This is a genomic window from Bacillus sp. BML-BC051, assembly GCF_019656175.1.
GTDB lineage: Bacteria > Bacillota > Bacilli > Bacillales > Bacillaceae_G > Bacillus_A > Bacillus_A mobilis.
In genome coordinates this window covers 106,661-124,181 of sequence record NZ_BPLI01000018.1, presented here as the reverse complement: position 1 = coordinate 124,181, position 17,521 = coordinate 106,661, and the positions used below count along the sequence as shown (strand labels likewise).

General features: G+C 37.6%; 14 protein-coding genes. All 14 read left to right on the top strand.

The window, feature by feature from the left end:
- Positions 1-2: 2 nt before the first annotated feature.
- The 14 genes from rseP to pnp all read left to right on the top strand — a co-directional run bounded on the left by rseP (position 3) and on the right by pnp (position 17,427).
- Complete coding sequence (rseP, locus tag K5S59_RS10175) at positions 3-1,259, top strand: RIP metalloprotease RseP (RefSeq protein ID WP_001090236.1); 1,257 nt, start codon at positions 3-5, stop codon at positions 1,257-1,259.
- 109 nt (positions 1,260-1,368) lie between these two features.
- On the top strand, positions 1,369-3,069 hold the full coding sequence (locus K5S59_RS10170) for a proline--tRNA ligase (protein WP_000814321.1): 1,701 nt from the start codon (positions 1,369-1,371) through the stop codon (positions 3,067-3,069).
- Between the two features lie 124 nt (positions 3,070-3,193).
- Positions 3,194-7,495 carry a PolC-type DNA polymerase III gene (locus tag K5S59_RS10165; protein WP_120450826.1) on the top strand — a complete coding sequence of 1,434 codons (4,302 nt, stop codon included), beginning with the start codon at positions 3,194-3,196 and terminating at the stop codon, positions 7,493-7,495.
- 332 nt (positions 7,496-7,827) lie between these two features.
- On the top strand, positions 7,828-8,298 hold the full coding sequence (rimP, locus tag K5S59_RS10160) for a ribosome maturation factor RimP (RefSeq protein ID WP_000359099.1): 471 nt from the start codon (positions 7,828-7,830) through the stop codon (positions 8,296-8,298).
- A gap of 17 nt (positions 8,299-8,315) precedes the next feature.
- Positions 8,316-9,422, top strand: a complete 1,107-nt coding sequence (nusA, locus tag K5S59_RS10155; RefSeq protein WP_000102596.1) for a transcription termination factor NusA — start codon at positions 8,316-8,318, stop codon at positions 9,420-9,422.
- A gap of 11 nt (positions 9,423-9,433) precedes the next feature.
- The gene (gene rnpM / locus K5S59_RS10150; RefSeq protein WP_000071127.1) at positions 9,434-9,706 is read left to right on the top strand and encodes an RNase P modulator RnpM; all 273 of its coding nucleotides are present in this window, start codon (positions 9,434-9,436) and stop codon (positions 9,704-9,706) included.
- Positions 9,707-10,018, top strand: coding sequence for a YlxQ family RNA-binding protein (locus K5S59_RS10145; protein WP_120450824.1), 312 nt, complete (start codon positions 9,707-9,709; stop codon positions 10,016-10,018).
- 4 nt (positions 10,019-10,022) lie between these two features.
- The gene (infB, locus tag K5S59_RS10140) at positions 10,023-12,083 is read left to right on the top strand and encodes a translation initiation factor IF-2 (RefSeq protein ID WP_000036354.1); all 2,061 of its coding nucleotides are present in this window, start codon (positions 10,023-10,025) and stop codon (positions 12,081-12,083) included.
- Positions 12,080-12,361: a DUF503 domain-containing protein gene (locus tag K5S59_RS10135; protein ID WP_000582364.1), complete on the top strand. Its 282-nt coding sequence runs from the start codon at positions 12,080-12,082 to the stop codon at positions 12,359-12,361. Before infB ends, K5S59_RS10135 begins: the two co-directional genes overlap by 4 nt.
- A gap of 15 nt (positions 12,362-12,376) precedes the next feature.
- Positions 12,377-12,733, top strand: coding sequence for a 30S ribosome-binding factor RbfA (gene rbfA, locus K5S59_RS10130; protein ID WP_000776444.1), 357 nt, complete (start codon positions 12,377-12,379; stop codon positions 12,731-12,733).
- 86 nt (positions 12,734-12,819) lie between these two features.
- Entirely contained in the window at positions 12,820-13,743 is a 924-nt protein-coding gene (truB, locus tag K5S59_RS10125; RefSeq protein ID WP_000399361.1) for a tRNA pseudouridine(55) synthase TruB, read from the top strand.
- 43 nt (positions 13,744-13,786) lie between these two features.
- Positions 13,787-14,758, top strand: a complete 972-nt coding sequence (gene ribF, locus K5S59_RS10120) for a bifunctional riboflavin kinase/FAD synthetase (RefSeq protein ID WP_000766717.1) — start codon at positions 13,787-13,789, stop codon at positions 14,756-14,758.
- A 100-nt stretch (positions 14,759-14,858) separates the two neighbouring features.
- Positions 14,859-15,128 (top strand): 30S ribosomal protein S15, encoded by a 270-nt coding sequence (gene rpsO / locus K5S59_RS10115; protein WP_001229392.1) that lies wholly within the window; start codon positions 14,859-14,861, stop codon positions 15,126-15,128.
- A gap of 160 nt (positions 15,129-15,288) precedes the next feature.
- A complete protein-coding gene (gene pnp, locus K5S59_RS10110; RefSeq protein ID WP_000076760.1) occupies positions 15,289-17,427 on the top strand; it encodes a polyribonucleotide nucleotidyltransferase in 2,139 nt (712 codons plus the stop codon).
- Positions 17,428-17,521 lie beyond the last annotated feature (94 nt).

The window sequence follows — 17,521 nt, the reverse complement described above, 5'->3', positions numbered from 1 at the left end:
AATTGAATACAGCGATTGCCTTTATATTAATTTTCGGTGCACTCGTATTTTTCCATGAGCTAGGGCATCTATATTTCGCAAAAAGAGCAGGTATTTTATGCCGTGAGTTTGCGATTGGTTTTGGTCCGAAAATATTCTCATTTGAAAAGAATGAAACGGTGTATACGATTCGATTACTGCCCCTTGGTGGCTATGTAAGAATGGCTGGCGAGGATGCAGACACAGTTGAGTTAAAGCCTGGTAAAAAGGTTGGCCTTGTATTAAATGAAAAAGACGAAGTTGCGAAATTAGTTTTTGATGGATATGAAAAGTATCCAAATGTTCGTGTCATTGAAGTCGAACAAGCTGATTTAGAGCATAATTTAACAATTTCGGGCTATGAAGAGTACGAGGAAGATCTTCAAACATTCCGAGTGAATGAAAAGGCTCGTATCATTACTGCTGGTGAAGAAATTCAAATTGCTCCGTATAATAGGCAGTTCGGCTCCAAGAAATTGGGTCAACGTGCTTTAACAATCTTTGCGGGTCCTGCGATGAACTTCATTTTAGCATTTGTTATTTTTGTGATTCTTGGATTTGTACAAGGTGTTCCCGTTGACAAGCCAATGGTCGGAAAAGTGATGGAGAAAAGTGCAGCACAGCAAGCTGGATTAAAAGAAAATGATACAATTCAAGCAATCGATGGGAAAAACACAAGTACATGGAAAGATGTTGTTTCTATTGTACGTGAAAACCCAAATAAAGAAATTACGTTACAAGTAAAGCGTGATAGTGAACAGTTTAATGTGAAAGTAACGCCAACGCTCGATAAAGAAGGTAAAGAAGAAGTTGGTAGAATTGGTGTTTACTCTCCAGTAGAGAAAACAGTAATGGGTTCTATTAAATCAGGTTTTGAACAAACATACCAATGGACGAAACTAATTTTTGAGTCTCTTGTGAAATTAGTAACTGGTCAATTCTCTATTAATGAGTTGTCAGGTCCAGTAGGAATTTATAATCTAACAGATCAAGTTGTAGATTATGGATTTACACGTGTATTAAGTTTAGCAGCAGTTTTAAGTATTAACCTTGGTTTATTTAATTTACTACCAGTCCCTGCTTTAGACGGTGGACGTTTGTTCTTCTTCTTAATTGAAGCGTTACGAGGGAAACCAATTGACCGCCAAAAAGAAGGCATGGTTCACTTTATTGGTTTTGCATTATTAATGTTACTAATGTTAGTTGTAACTTGGAATGACATTCGTAAGTTTTTCTTGTAAAATAAAGTGAAACTTATAATGAAATAGAGATCGTAGAATAAAATCCCTCACCTAACTCGAGGTGAGGGGTTTTACTGCGTATAAGAGTAAAATGAAGAGGTGCGAATAAATGAAACAAAGTATGGTATTCAGTCCTACATTACGTGAAGTTCCAGCTGATGCGGAGATTAAGAGTCATCAGTTATTACTTCGTGCAGGTTTTATGCGTCAAAATGCTTCTGGTATTTATAGTTTTCTACCATTTGGTTTAAAAGTATTACACAAAGTAGAACGTATCGTTCGAGAAGAAATGGAGCGCGCAGGTGCTGTAGAATTATTAATGCCAGCGATGCAAGCTGCAGAATTATGGCAAGAGTCAGGACGTTGGTATTCTTACGGATCTGAATTAATGCGTATGAAAGATCGTAACGCTCGTGAATTCGCATTAGGGGCGACACATGAAGAAGTAATTACGGATCTTGTACGTGATGAAGTGAAGTCATATAAAAAATTACCGTTAACATTATACCAAATTCAAACAAAATTCCGTGATGAACAAAGACCTCGTTTCGGTTTATTACGTGGAAGAGAGTTTCTAATGAAAGATGCATACTCTTTCCATGCTACACAAGAGAGCTTAGATGAGGTGTATGATCGTTTATACAAAGCATACTCTAACATTTTTGCTCGTTGTGGCTTGAACTTCCGTGCGGTTATTGCTGATTCTGGAGCAATGGGCGGAAAAGATACACATGAATTTATGGTATTATCTGATGTTGGTGAAGATACAATTGCATACTCTGATACATCTAATTATGCAGCGAACATCGAAATGGCTCCTGTTGTAGCTACGTATACGAAGAGTGACGAAGCAGAAAAGGCACTTGAAAAAGTAGCAACACCAGATCAAAAAGCAATTGAAGAAGTATCTGCATTCTTAAACATTGAAGCTGACAAGTGTATTAAGTCTATGGTATTTAAAGTAGATGAGAAATTAGTGGTTGTACTTGTTCGTGGTGATCATGAAGTAAACGATGTAAAAGTGAAAAATGTATACGGTGCTTCAGTTGTTGAGCTTGCTTCTCATGAAGAAGTGAAAGAACTATTACATTGTGAAGTTGGTTCATTAGGACCGATTGGTGTAACAGGTGACATCGAAATTATCGCTGACCATGCTGTAGCATCAATTGTTAACGGATGTTCAGGGGCGAACGAAGAAGGATTCCATTATGTAAATGTAAATCCAGAACGTGACTTTAAAGTAAGTCAATATACAGATTTACGTTTCATTCAAGAAGGAGACCAATCTCCAGACGGAAACGGAACAATTCTTTTCGCACGCGGAATTGAAGTTGGTCATGTATTCAAATTAGGAACTCGTTATAGTGAAGCAATGAACGCAACATTCCTAGATGAAAACGGAAAAACACAACCACTTATTATGGGTTGTTACGGTATCGGTGTATCTCGTACAGTGGCAGCAATCGCAGAGCAGTTTAATGATGAGAACGGTTTAGTTTGGCCAAAAGCTGTTGCACCATTCCATGTGCATGTAATTCCAGTAAATATGAAATCTGATGCGCAACGTGAAATGGGTGAAAACATCTACAACTCATTACAAGAGCAAGGATATGAAGTATTACTAGATGATCGTGCAGAACGTGCAGGTGTTAAATTTGCAGATGCAGATTTATTCGGCCTTCCAGTCCGTGTGACAGTTGGTAAAAAAGCAGACGAAGGTATTGTAGAAGTAAAAGTACGTGCTACAGGTGAGTCTGAAGAAGTGAAAGTAGAAGAACTTCAAACATATATTGCAAATATTTTAAAATAAGAAGAGGTACCTCGCAATGAGGTACCTTCTCTTTCTTTGTAAACGTATTTTGTAAAAGAAGAAGGGAGAAATCTTTCTTTGTAGTACGTTTCAATTTATAATAGCAAATGGAAGGAGAGTGCTTATGTCTTTAACAAATGAACAACAAGAGCGATTTCAAATTTTGCTCCAGCAGTTGCAAATACCAGATGACCTTATAAATCAATATTTACAAGGCGGTGGTATTGAAAGGCTCGTTATTGATAAAGTGAATAAAAGTTGGCATTTTGATTTACAAGTGCCACGTATTTTGCCTACAGAATTATATGAATTGCTAGAAACAAAGCTTAAGCAATCATTTTCTCATATTGCAAGAACAACATTTGCATTAGAAACAGAGAATAAACAATTTACAGAAGAAGAAGTGAGGGCGTATTGGCCGCTTTGTACGGAACGAATTACATTTTCACCTATGTTTGCTTACTTAAAGAAGCAGCTTCCGCAGGTGAATGGAGTGAAGTTGCTAATAAATGTGAATAACGAGCTGGAATCTACTGCTTTAAAGAAAAACGTTGCGAAACCAGTAGGGGATCAATACGAAGCTTTTGGATTCCCGCGTTTTCAGTTAGACACACATATACAACAAAATACAGAAGAAATGCAAAAGTTTCGTGAACAAACGCAGCAAGAAGACCGTGAACGTGTTATACAAGCTATGGAAGAAATGGCGAAGAAGCAAGCTGAAGAAAGTAGCGTTGTGCATGAAGGACCGGTTGTGCTTGGGTATCTTATTAAGCCAGACGAAGAGATTACACCGATGCGAGAAATTCAAGATGAAGAAAGAAGAAAAACAGTTCAAGGGTATGTCTTCCATGTAGAAACGAAAGAGCTTCGTAGTGGCCGTACGTTATTAACGCTAAAAATAACAGATTATACGGATTCAATTATGATTAAAATGTTCTCACGTGATAAAGAAGATATTCCTATGCTGCAATCCTTGAAAAAAGGAATGTGGGTGAAAGCGCGTGGTTCTGTTCAAAATGATACGTTTGTTCGAGATTTAGTAATGATTGCAAATGATATTAATGAAATAACAGGACCGTCGCGTAAAGATAAAGCGCCAGAAGGTGAAAAACGTGTAGAGCTGCATCTTCACACACCGATGAGCCAAATGGACGCTGTTACTCCTGTTTCTAGACTTGTTGCTCAAGCAGGTAAATGGGGACATGAGGCAATTGCTGTTACAGACCATGCTGTTGCGCAGTCTTTCCCAGAGGCATATTCTGCGGGTAAAAAGGCTGGGGTTAAAGTTATATATGGTGTAGAAGCGAATTTAGTTAATGATGGTGTACCGATTGCATATAACGAAGCGCATCGTTTACTTGCAGAGGAAACGTATGTTGTTTTCGACGTTGAGACGACAGGTTTATCAGCTGTATATGATACTGTTATCGAGTTAGCAGCTGTAAAAGTAAAAGGCGGTGAAATTATTGATCGCTTTGAATCTTTCGCAAATCCACATCAACCATTATCTGCGACGATTATTGAATTAACAGGTATTACAGATGATATGTTAACGGATGCACCAGAAGTGGACGAAGTGTTTAAAAAGTTTGAAGAATGGATGGGCGACCATACACTTGTTGCTCATAACGCAAGTTTTGATATGGGCTTTATTAACGTAGGTTTTAAAAAGGCTGGACTAGAAAAAACGAATAATCCTGTTATTGATACGTTAGAACTTGCAAGATTCTTATTCCCAGAAATGAAAAACCATCGATTAAATACGATGTGTAAAAAGCTTGATATTGAATTAACGCAACATCACCGTGCGATTTATGATACAGAAGCAACGGGATACTTACTTGTGAAAATGTTAAAAGATGTGATTGAAAAGGGATTTGAATATCACGATCAATTAAATGATAGCATGGGGCAAGGGGATGCGTATAAGCGTGGACGTCCAAGTCATATGACGTTACTTGCCACATCAGATGTAGGATTGAAAAATTTATATAAACTTGTTTCCTATTCTCACCTAAATTACTTTTACCGAGTACCACGAGTACCAAGGTCACTATTAAAAAAATATCGTGAAGGAATTTTAGTAGGAACGGCTTGTGATAAAGGTGAAGTGTTTGAGGCGATGATGCAAAAAGCTCCTGAAGAGGTAGAAGAAATTGCGCAGTTCTATGATTACATTGAAGTAATGCCTCCAGAGGTGTTACGTCATTTAGTAGAGCGTGAACTTGTTCGAGATGAGGGGCAATTAAAAACAATTATTTCTAATTTAGTAAAACTTGGTGAGACGTTAGATAAACCAGTTGTTGCTACAGGAAACGTGCATTATTTAGATCCAGAGGATGGAATGTATCGCAAAATTTTAGTTAGTTCGCAGGGCGGAGCCAATCCGTTAAACCGACATTCATTACCGCCTGTACATTTCCGTACAACGGATGAAATGTTAGAGTGTTTTTCATTCTTAGGTGAAGACGTTGCGAAAGAAATTGTTGTAACGAATACACAAAAGGTTGCATCATTAATTGGTGATGTTCATCCAGTAAAAGATGATCTATATACACCGAAAATTGAGGGTGCAGATGATGAAACGCGTGATATGAGTTATAAAATGGCGCGTAGCATTTATGGTGAAGAGTTACCTGAAATTGTAGAAGCGCGTTTAGAAAAAGAATTAAAAAGTATTATTGGGCATGGATTCGCCGTAATTTATTTAATTTCACATAAGCTTGTGAAAAAATCGTTAGTAGACGGATATCTAGTAGGTTCACGTGGATCGGTAGGTTCTTCATTCGTTGCAACGATGATGGAAATTACAGAAGTAAACCCATTACCACCACACTATGTATGTCCGAAGTGTAAGCAATCAGAATTCTTTAATGATGGTTCTGTAGGTTCTGGTTTTGACTTACCGGATAAAGAATGTCCCGCATGTAATGTTCCATACGTGAAAGATGGACATGATATTCCGTTCGAAACGTTCCTTGGATTTAAAGGAGATAAGGTACCCGATATCGATTTGAACTTCTCCGGGGAATACCAACCACGTGCCCATAACTATACGAAAGTACTGTTCGGTGAAGATTATGTATACCGTGCGGGTACAATAGGTACAGTTGCGGAAAAAACTGCTTATGGGTATGTAAAAGGCTATGCAAATGATCATAACTTAACGATTCGAAATGCAGAGATTGACCGCTTAGTATCAGGATGTACCGGTGTAAAACGTACGACTGGACAGCACCCAGGTGGTATTATCGTTGTGCCAGATTACATGGATATTTTTGATTTCTCACCAATCCAGTTCCCGGCAGATTCAATAGGTGCTGAGTGGAGAACGACACACTTTGATTTCCACTCGATTCATGATAATTTATTGAAACTTGATATACTAGGACACGATGATCCAACTGTTATTCGTATGTTACAAGATTTAAGTGGTATTGATCCGAAAACAATCCCAACAGACGATCCGGAAGTAATGAAAATTTTCTCAGGACCTGAATCGTTAGGTGTAACGGAAGAACAAATTAACTGTAAAACAGGTACACTTGGTATACCAGAGTTTGGTACGAAATTCGTAAGGCAGATGTTAGAAGAGACGAAGCCTACGACATTCTCTGAGTTAGTCCAAATTTCAGGACTATCGCATGGTACGGATGTATGGCTTGGTAATGCAAACGAGTTAATTTATAACGGTACATGTACGCTGAGTGAAGTTATCGGTTGTCGTGATGACATCATGGTATATTTAATCTATCAAGGTTTAGACCCATCATTAGCCTTTAAAATCATGGAGTCGGTTCGTAAAGGTAAAGGTGTACCAGAAGAATGGGAAGAGGACATGAAAAGTAATAATGTACCGGGTTGGTATATTGATTCATGTAAGAAGATCAAGTACATGTTCCCTAAAGCCCATGCGGCTGCTTACGTACTTATGGCTGTACGTATTGCATATTTTAAAGTGCATTTCGCGCTTCTATTCTATGCGGCATACTTTACAGTTCGTGCAGATGACTTTGACGTAGAGGCGATGGCGAAAGGCTCAGCATCTATACGTGTAAAAATTGATGAAATTGCACAAAAAGGTTTGGATGCAGCACCGAAAGAGAAAAGTTTATTAACAGTACTAGAAATGACACTTGAAATGTGTGAGCGTGGATACTCATTCCAAAAGGTTGATTTATACCGTTCGCATGCAACAGAATTTATTATTGATGGGGATTCTTTAATTCCTCCATTTAATGCAGTGCCTGGACTTGGTACAAACGCCGCTTTAAGTATTGTAGAAGCACGCAAAAATGGAGATTTCTTATCAAAAGAAGATTTACAGCAGCGCAGTAAGGTTTCGAAAACAATTATTGAGTATTTAGATAGTCAAGGTTGCTTAGGCGATCTACCTGATCAAAACCAGTTATCACTGTTCTAATAGGTAGGAAAAGTCTTTGCAAATCAACATTTGCTATGGTATACTATTAACCGAGATAACCATGTCAAGTATATTGTGTAAAAAAAAGAGTGGGGAAACCCACTCTTTCGTGTTACTATCTACGTTTTATTGATGTGGAGAGGTAAGAAATTTCTGTCGTATATACATATTTTGTTACAAGTTTTACTTCTTAAATTTGGTAATACTAAGACAGATATTCCCTGCTTAACGGCAGGGGCTTTTGTTAGCTAACGAGAAAGAATAAGATAGACCGTTTTATGGACGGAGTCTTTTCTTGTAAATGGTACATGGCGGCAGGAAGGAGGCTGTTTATGGATAAGAAAGTCACAGAAGTTGTAGAAGCATTTGCGCAGCCAATCGTTGAAGAGTTAAATCTTGAACTTGTAGATGTAGAGTATGTGCAAGAAGGACAAGACTGGTTCTTACGCGTATTCATCGACTCTGAAAAGGGAGTCGACATTGAAGAATGCGGTGCGGTAAGTGAACGTTTAAGCGAAGCTTTAGATAAAGAGGATCCAATTCCTCATCTTTACTTTTTGGATGTATCATCTCCTGGAGCGGAACGCCCATTAAAGAAAGAGAAAGACTTCCAGCAAGCGGTAGGAAAACAAGTGGCAATTAAAACATATGAGCCGATTGATGGTGAAAAAATGTTTGAAGGAAAACTACTTTCCTACGATGGTACTACAATTACACTATTATTAACAATTAAAACACGTAAAAAAGAAATCCAAATTTCAATGGACAAAGTTGCAAATGCGCGACTTGCTGTTACGTTTTAGTTAGAAGGGGGATCTTCATGAGCACTGAGTTGTTAGATGCCTTGCTCGTATTAGAGTCAGAAAAAGGAATTAGCAAAGATATTATTATTGATGCGATTGAAGCAGCGTTAATCTCTGCTTATAAACGCAATTTTAACCAAGCACAAAACGTTCGTGTGAGCTTTAACCCAGAAGTGGGAACAATTCAAGTATTAGCACGAAAAGACGTTGTTGATAATGTGTTTGATCCACGTCTTGAAATTTCTGTTGAAGAAGCAAGACAAATTAATCCAAACTATCAAGATGGTGACGTACTAGAAATTGAAGTAACACCAAAAGATTTCGGTCGTATTGCAGCACAAACTGCAAAACAGGTTGTAACACAACGAGTGCGTGAAGCAGAGCGTGGTGTTATTTACTCTGAGTTTAGTGACCGTGAAGAAGATATTATGGTGGGTATCGTACAACGTCAAGATGCTCGTTTCATCTATGTAAGCTTAGGGAAAGTAGAAGCTTTATTACCTGTAAGTGAGCAAATGCCAAACGAACAGTACAAACCACATGATCGTATTCGCGTATTCATTACGAAAGTAGAAAAAACAACAAAAGGACCACAAATTTACGTATCACGTACACATCCTGGTCTTTTAAAACGTTTATTCGAAATGGAAGTTCCTGAAATTTATGATGGAACTGTTGAAATTCGTTCTGTAGCACGTGAAGCTGGCGATCGTTCTAAAATTTCTGTACATGCAGAGAACATTGATGTTGATCCAGTAGGTTCTTGTGTAGGACCGAAAGGACAACGTGTACAACGCATTGTAGACGAATTAAAAGGCGAAAAGATTGACATCGTTCGCTGGTCAAATGATCCAGTAGAATATGTTGCAAATGCTTTAAGCCCATCACAAGTTGTTAAAGTGCTTGTAGATGAAGAAGAAAAAGCAACAACTGTTGTTGTTCCAGACCACCAACTGTCATTAGCTATTGGTAAGCGTGGACAAAATGCACGTCTTGCAGCTAAATTAACAGGTTGGAAAATTGATATTAAGAGTGAGTCTGATGCGAAACAACTTGGTATTGTAACAGAAGAAGATAGCGTAATCGCATTCGGATTCGATTCAGTTGAAGACGAAATCGAATAGAGGTGATGAGTATGAGCAATCGAAAAGTTCCGTTACGAAAATGTGTTGCAACGCAAGAAATGAAATCAAAACGAGAGCTCGTTCGCATTGTTCGTTCCAAAGAGGGAGAAGTGTCCATTGATTTAACTGGAAAGAAATCAGGACGAGGTGCCTATTTATCAAAAGATAAAGAAAGTATTCTTCAAGCTCAAAAGAAAAATGTTTTGGAACATCATCTAAAAGCGAAAATCGACGGTTCTCTATACGAAGAGCTTCTTGAGCTTGTTGAGAAGGAGTCGAAATAAGTGTCCGATTGGAAATCGTTTTTAGGACTAGCAAACCGGGCTCGGAAAATTATTTCGGGTGAAGAACTTGTTTTAAAAGAAGTACGAAGTGGCAAAGCAAAGCTTATATTGCTATCTGAAGATGCGTCAGCAAATACTACAAAACGCATCATGGATAAAACGACGTATTACAACGTACCAATGAGAAAGGTCGAAAATCGACAACAATTAGGGCATGCGATTGGGAGAGATGAGCGAGTCGTTGTAGCTGTGTTAGATGAAGGCTTTGCGAAAAAGCTGCGTAGCATGCTCGATACAAATTACCGGGGGTGAAGGTATGAGTAAAATTCGAGTGCATGAATATGCAAAACAACATAATATCTCAAGTAAAGATCTTATGACAAAACTAAAAGAAATGAATATCGAGGTTTCGAATCATATGACAATGTTAGAAGATGAAGTAGTAAATAAATTAGATAATGCGTATCAAACTGAAAAACCTTCTGTTGCAGATGAGTTTGAAGTAGAAGAAAAAGTTGTTCGTAGTAAAAAGAACAGCAATAAGAAAAAGAAAAAAGGCAAAGGAACTGAAGACAAACGTCAAGATAACTTTGCTGGAAGACAACAAACACAAACTGTAGAAACACCAGATAAAGTTACTTTCTCTGGAAGTCTTACAGTAGGTGAGCTTGCTAAAAAATTAAGCAAAGAGCCGTCTGAAATTATTAAGAAGCTCTTTATGCTTGGAATTATGGCAACAATTAACCAAGACTTAGATAAAGATACAATTGAGTTAATTGCTACTGATTATGGTATTGAAGTAGAAGAAGAGGTAGTTGTTAGTGAAACTGAATTTGAAACATTCATCGATGAGCAAGATGATGAAGAGAACTTAAAAGAGCGTCCAGCTGTAGTTACAATTATGGGGCACGTTGACCATGGTAAAACAACTTTACTTGACTCTATCCGTAATTCAAAAGTAACTGCAGGCGAAGCAGGTGGAATTACTCAGCATATTGGTGCATACCAAGTTGAAGTAAATGACAAGAAGATTACATTCTTAGATACGCCTGGTCACGCGGCATTTACAACGATGCGTGCTCGTGGTGCGCAAGTAACGGATATTACAATCCTTGTTGTTGCAGCTGATGACGGTGTTATGCCACAAACAGTTGAAGCAATTAGCCATGCGAAAGCAGCTGGAGTACCAATTATTGTAGCTGTGAATAAAATGGATAAACCAGCGGCAAATCCTGATCGTGTAATGCAAGAATTAACAGAATATGAATTAGTTCCAGAAGCTTGGGGCGGAGATACAATTTTCGTACCAATTTCTGCAATTCAAGGTGAAGGAATTGACAACTTATTAGAAATGATTCTTCTTGTAAGTGAAGTAGAAGAATATAAAGCAAATCCAAACCGCTATGCAACTGGTACTGTAATCGAAGCACAGCTTGATAAAGGTAAAGGAACTATCGCGACATTACTTGTTCAAAACGGTACACTTCGAGTTGGAGATCCAATCGTTGTTGGTACTTCATTCGGACGTGTTCGTGCAATGGTAAGTGACATTGGTCGTCGTGTAAAAGTTGCTGGACCATCAACTCCTGTTGAAATTACAGGTTTAAACGAAGTACCACAAGCTGGAGATCGTTTCATGGCATTCGCTGATGAGAAAAAAGCTCGTCAAATCGGTGAATCACGTGCACAAGAAGCGTTACTTGCTCAGCGTGGTGAAAAATCTAAATTAAGCCTTGAAGATTTATTCCAACAAATCCAAGAAGGCGATGTAAAAGAAATTAACTTAATTGTGAAAGCCGACGTACAAGGTTCTGTAGAAGCAATGGCAGCGTCACTTCGTAAAATTGATGTTGAAGGTGTTAAAGTTAAAATTATCCATACAGGCGTAGGTGCGATTACAGAATCTGATATCATTTTAGCTTCTGCATCTAATGCAATTGTAATTGGATTTAACGTACGCCCTGATGTGAATGCGAAGCGTACAGCTGAATTAGAGAATGTTGATGTTCGTTTACACCGTATTATCTATAAAGTAATCGAAGAAATCGAATCAGCAATGCAAGGTATGCTGGATCCAGAATTCGAAGAAAAAGTAATCGGTCAAGCGGAAGTACGCCAAACATTCAAAGTAACAAAAGTTGGAACAATCGCAGGTTGTTACGTAATTGACGGTAAAATTACACGTGATAGTGGCGTGCGTATTATCCGCGATGGCGTAGTAATTTTCGAAGGACAACTTGATACGTTGAAACGTTTCAAAGATGACGTAAAAGAAGTTGCACAAAACTATGAGTGTGGTATTACAATTGAGAGATATAATGATCTTAAAGAAGGGGACATCATTGAAGCGTACATTATGGAAGAAGTGAAGCGATGATTATCGCTTCACTCTCATTCGAGTGTATGATTTACGATGTGCATTCTTTAAAAGAGAAACGAGCAATTTTGCAACGGGTGCTAACTCGTGTGAAGCAGCGTTATAACGTAGCTGTTTCAGAAGTAGGGCATCAAGATGTATGGCAACGTACAGAAATTGCAATCGTTTCTGTATCCTCTAATCGTGTTATTTGTGAAAAAGAAATGAATCGTGTACTTGAGTACATCGATTCATTTCCTGAAATTGAACGTACAATAACACAATTGGAATGGTATTGAATGAGGTGAAGAGTTATGAAATTACGTGCAAACCGTGTAGGCGAGCAAATGAAAAAAGAATTAGGCGACATCATCAGTCGTAAAATTAAAGATCCACGTGTCGGATTTGTTACAGTAACAGATGTACAAGTGAGTGGAGATTTACAAATTGCTACAGTATATATTTCTGTTTTAGGTGATGAGGAACAGAAAGAAAGTACATTAAAAGGTTTAGCGAAGGCAAAAGGCTTCATTCGTTCAGAAATTGGCCAGCGTATTCGTCTTCGTAAAACACCGGAAATTTCCTTTGAGTTTGATGAGTCTATCGGATATGGTCATCGAATTGATACACTTTTACATCAAATTAATAAAGACGATAAACGTGAAGAATAATGGATAGACATTTGTCTATCCATTTTTTCAATGCAAAATATATTTTGGATAATTACTATGAAAGAATTATGATGAGGTGAACATATATGGAAGGTGTAGTATTATTACATAAGCCAAAAGGCATGACATCACATGATTGTGTATTTAAATTAAGAAAGATATTGCGTGAGAAACGAATTGGTCATACAGGAACATTAGATCCAGATGTAACAGGAGTATTACCTATTTGTGTGGGACGAGCAACGAAGATTGTACAATTTTTAACAAGTGAGACGAAAACATATGAAGGTGAAGTAACACTTGGATTTTCAACAACAACTGAAGATGCTTCTGGTGAAGTTGTTGAAACGAAACATGTAGATCGTGTTATTACTCGTAAGGAAGTAGAAGGGGCTCTTGCTGCATTAACAGGTACGATTGAACAAATGCCTCCGATGTTTTCAGCTGTAAAAGTTAACGGAAAAAAATTATATGAATATGCAAGAGCAGGACAAGAAGTTGAGCGTCCAGTTCGTACAATTACAATTCATGAATTTGTATTACTAGATGACCGTGAAGTGTTTGAGGGGGAAAATATTTCATTCCGTTTCCGTGTAACGTGTAGTAAAGGAACGTATGTAAGAACGTTAGCAGTAATGATTGGTGAAAAACTTGGTTTTCCATCACATATGTCTCACCTTGTAAGAACAGCTTCTGGAGAATTTTTATTAGAAGATTGCATATCATTTGAAGAAATTGAAGAAAACGTGCAAAATGGAACAGTAGAGTCTATCTTCATTTCAATTGATGAAGCGTTAAGTAAGTTCCCGAAAATGGTTGTAGATGAAAAGCAAGCAGAGAAAATAAAGAATGGTATGTTCTTAAAAAATGAATTGCAAATAACAGCGCCATTTATAACAGTGTTTGATAAAAATGATCGCTGCCTTGCAATTTTTGAGCACCATCCAAAACACCCTGGTATGCTAAAGCCGATGAAAGTACTTGTGAATAATCAAGAACTAAAGCTATAATGAATTATTGGAAGGATTATTACAGAAAAAGGTGAATTCAAGCGTGAAACTTATTCATTTAACTCATCCACATGAACAAAATAAATTAGAATTACCACCTACTGTAATGGCATTAGGATTTTTTGATGGCATTCATTTAGGACATCAATGTGTAATTCGAACTGCGAAACAAATAGCGGATGAACGGGGATATAAAAGTGCAGTTATGACATTTTATCCGCACCCATCTGTTGTTTTAGGGAAAAAGGAAGCGCATGCGGAGTATATTACACCAATGTGTGATAAAGAAAAAATAGTCGAAAACTTAGGGATTGATATATTATATGTTATTAAATTTGATGAATCGTTTGCTGGCTTATTGCCACAACAATTTGTAGATGATTATATTATTGGTTTAAATGTAAAGCATGTAGTAGCAGGGTTTGATTATTCATATGGACGTTTAGGAAAAGGAAAGATGGAGACTTTACCATTTCATGCAAGAGGGGAGTTTACACAGACTGTGATTGAAAAAGTTGAATTTCAAGAAGAGAAAGTAAGTTCTACAGCATTACGAAAGTTAATTCGAAATGGCGAAATGGAACAAATTCCATCTATTTTAGGTAGAGCATATACAGTAGGGGGAACGGTTGTACACGGTGATAAACGTGGACGTCAAATTGGTTTTCCTACAGCAAATGTAGGTTTAAGTGATGAGTATCTATTACCACCTGTAGGTGTTTATGCAGTGAGATTAAAGGTTCACGGTGAATGGTACGATGGTGTATGTAATATTGGATATAAACCAACTTTTAAAGAAGATGAGCGCCAATTATCTATTGAAGTGCACTTATTTGAATTTAACAAAGACATATATGATCAAAATGTTACAGTAGAGTGGCATATGCGTATAAGAGAAGAGAAGAAATTCAATGGCATCGATGAGTTAGTTGAACAAATCGCAAAAGATAAGAAAACAGCACAAGAATATTTTGCGAACGAAAAGAATATACTTGCTTTTTCAAATGAAAAGTAGTATTCTATGTTATGTACTTTATGACAACCATTGCTTGGCATTGCGACTCACCGACGCTTGCTAGGTAATTGGGGGTTTAATTAATAGGAGGTGAAATAGGATGGCTTTAACACAAGAGCGTAAAAATGAAATCATTGCACAATTTAGAACTCATGAGACTGATACTGGTTCTCCAGAGGTTCAAATTGCTGTCCTAACGGAGCAAATTAACACTCTAAACGAGCACTTACGTACTCACAAGAAAGATCATCATTCACGTCGTGGTCTATTAAAGATGGTTGGTAAACGTCGTAACTTACTAACTTACCTTCGTAATAGCGATATCACACGTTACCGTGAATTAATCACAAAGCTTGGCTTACGTCGATAGTCAAAGAAGCGGGAATATTCCCGCTTTTTTGTTAGGTAAAAATATATCTTCTACCCTTTATAGCTTACTTCATTTTCGGTAATACTAGAGGTAGAATATTGTGATATACTATCCATTTACATAGAAGAATTGAATACTTTAAATTGAGAGGGGTACTTAAATGAGTCAAGAAAAGCAAGTCTTCTCGATAGATTTAGCTGGTCGTCAGCTAACAGTTGAAACAAGTCAGCTTGCGAAGCAAGCGAACGGAGCAGTATTAGTAAGATATGGCGATACAGCGGTTCTATCTACAGCAACTGCATCAAAAGAACCAAAAAATGTAGATTTCTTCCCACTTACAGTAAACTATGAAGAGCGTTTATATGCAGTCGGAAAAATTCCTGGCGGTTTCATTAAACGTGAAGGTCGTCCAAGTGAAAAAGCAATTTTGGCAAGTCGTTTAATCGACCGTCCAATTCGTCCACTTTTCGCAGATGGTTTCCGTAACGAAGTACAAGTTGTCAGCATTGTAATGAGTGTTGATCAAGATTGTTCTTCTGAAATGGCAGCTATGCTTGGTTCTTCATTAGCGTTATCGATTTCAGATATTCCATTTGAAGGTCCAATCGCGGGTGCAACAGTTGGTCGTATTAACGGCGAATTCGTTATTAATCCAACAGTAGAACAGCAAGAGCAAAGTGATATTCACCTTGTTGTGGCTGGTACGAAAGATGCAATTAACATGGTTGAAGCAGGAGCAGATCAAGTGCCTGAAGAAACAATGTTAGAAGCAATTATGTTTGGTCATGACGAAATTAAACGTCTAATTGCATTCCAAGAAGAGATTGTACAAGCTGTAGGTAAAGAGAAATCAGAAGTGAAACTTTATGAAGTTGACGCTGTTCTTAATCAAGCTGTACGTGAAATGTCTGAGAAGGATATGCATTCTGCAATTCAAGTACATGAGAAACATGCACGTGAAGATGCAATTAACGAAGTGAAAAAGCGTGTAATTGAGCATTACGAAGCGCAGGAAGCTGACGCTGATACAATAGGACAAGTAAATGAGATTTTATATAAAATTGTAAAAGAAGAAGTACGTCGTCTTATTACAGTTGAAAAAATCCGCCCAGATGGCCGTAAAGGTGACGAAATCCGTCCATTAGCATCAGAGGTTGGTATTTTATCTCGTACACACGGTTCTGGTTTATTCACACGTGGACAAACACAAGCATTAAGTATTTGTACATTAGGTGCATTAGGCGATGTGCAAATTTTAGATGGTCTTGGTGTAGAAGAATCAAAACGCTTTATGCATCATTACAATTTCCCATCATTTAGTGTTGGTGAAACAAGACCGATGCGTGGACCAGGTCGTCGTGAAATTGGTCACGGTGCACTAGGAGAACGTGCTCTTGAGCCTGTAATTCCATCTGAGAAAGATTTCCCATATACAGTACGTCTTGTATCTGAAGTTTTAGAATCAAATGGTTCTACTTCACAAGCAAGTATTTGTGGTAGTACTTTAGCAATGATGGATGCTGGTGTTCCACTTAAAGCTCCAGTTGCAGGTATTGCAATGGGTCTAGTTAAAACTGGTGAGCATTACACAATTTTATCTGATATTCAAGGTATGGAAGATCATTTAGGTGATATGGACTTTAAAGTAGCAGGTACAGCAAAAGGTGTAACTGCACTACAAATGGACATTAAAATCGATGGTCTATCTCGTGAAATTTTAGAAGAGGCATTACAACAAGCGAAAGTTGGTCGTGTGCACATTCTAAATCATATGTTATCTGTTATTGCAGAGCCACGTACTGAATTATCAGCTTACGCTCCAAAGATTATTACAATGACAATTAATCCAGATAAAATCCGTGACGTTATTGGGCCGAGCGGTAAACAAATCAATAAAATTATTGAAGAAACTGGCGTTAAAATTGACATCGAGCAAGATGGTACAGTATTCATTTCTTCAATAAATCAAGAAATGAATGACAAAGCTAAGAAAATTATTGAAGATATCGTTCGCGAAGTACAAGTAGGTGAAATCTACGAAGGAAAAGTGAAACGTGTTGAGAAATTCGGTGCTTTCGTTGAACTATTCAGCGGTAAAGATGGATTAGTTCACATTTCTGAACTTGCACTTGAGCGTGTAGGTAAAGTAGAAGACGTTGTGAAGATCGGTGATGTAATTACAGTTAAAGTTATCGAGATTGACAAGCAAGGTCGTGTGAATCTATCTAGAAAAGTATTGCTAAAAGAAGAGCAAGAAAAAGAAGCTGCTAAAGAAGAAAGCAAACAAGAGCAGCAATAAGTAAAAGCCAGTTGAACTGGCTTTTTTTGTTATGTAAAAATATGATTTATATATATTTTTATGTCAGTATAGGTATAGTTTTCATTATAACGCT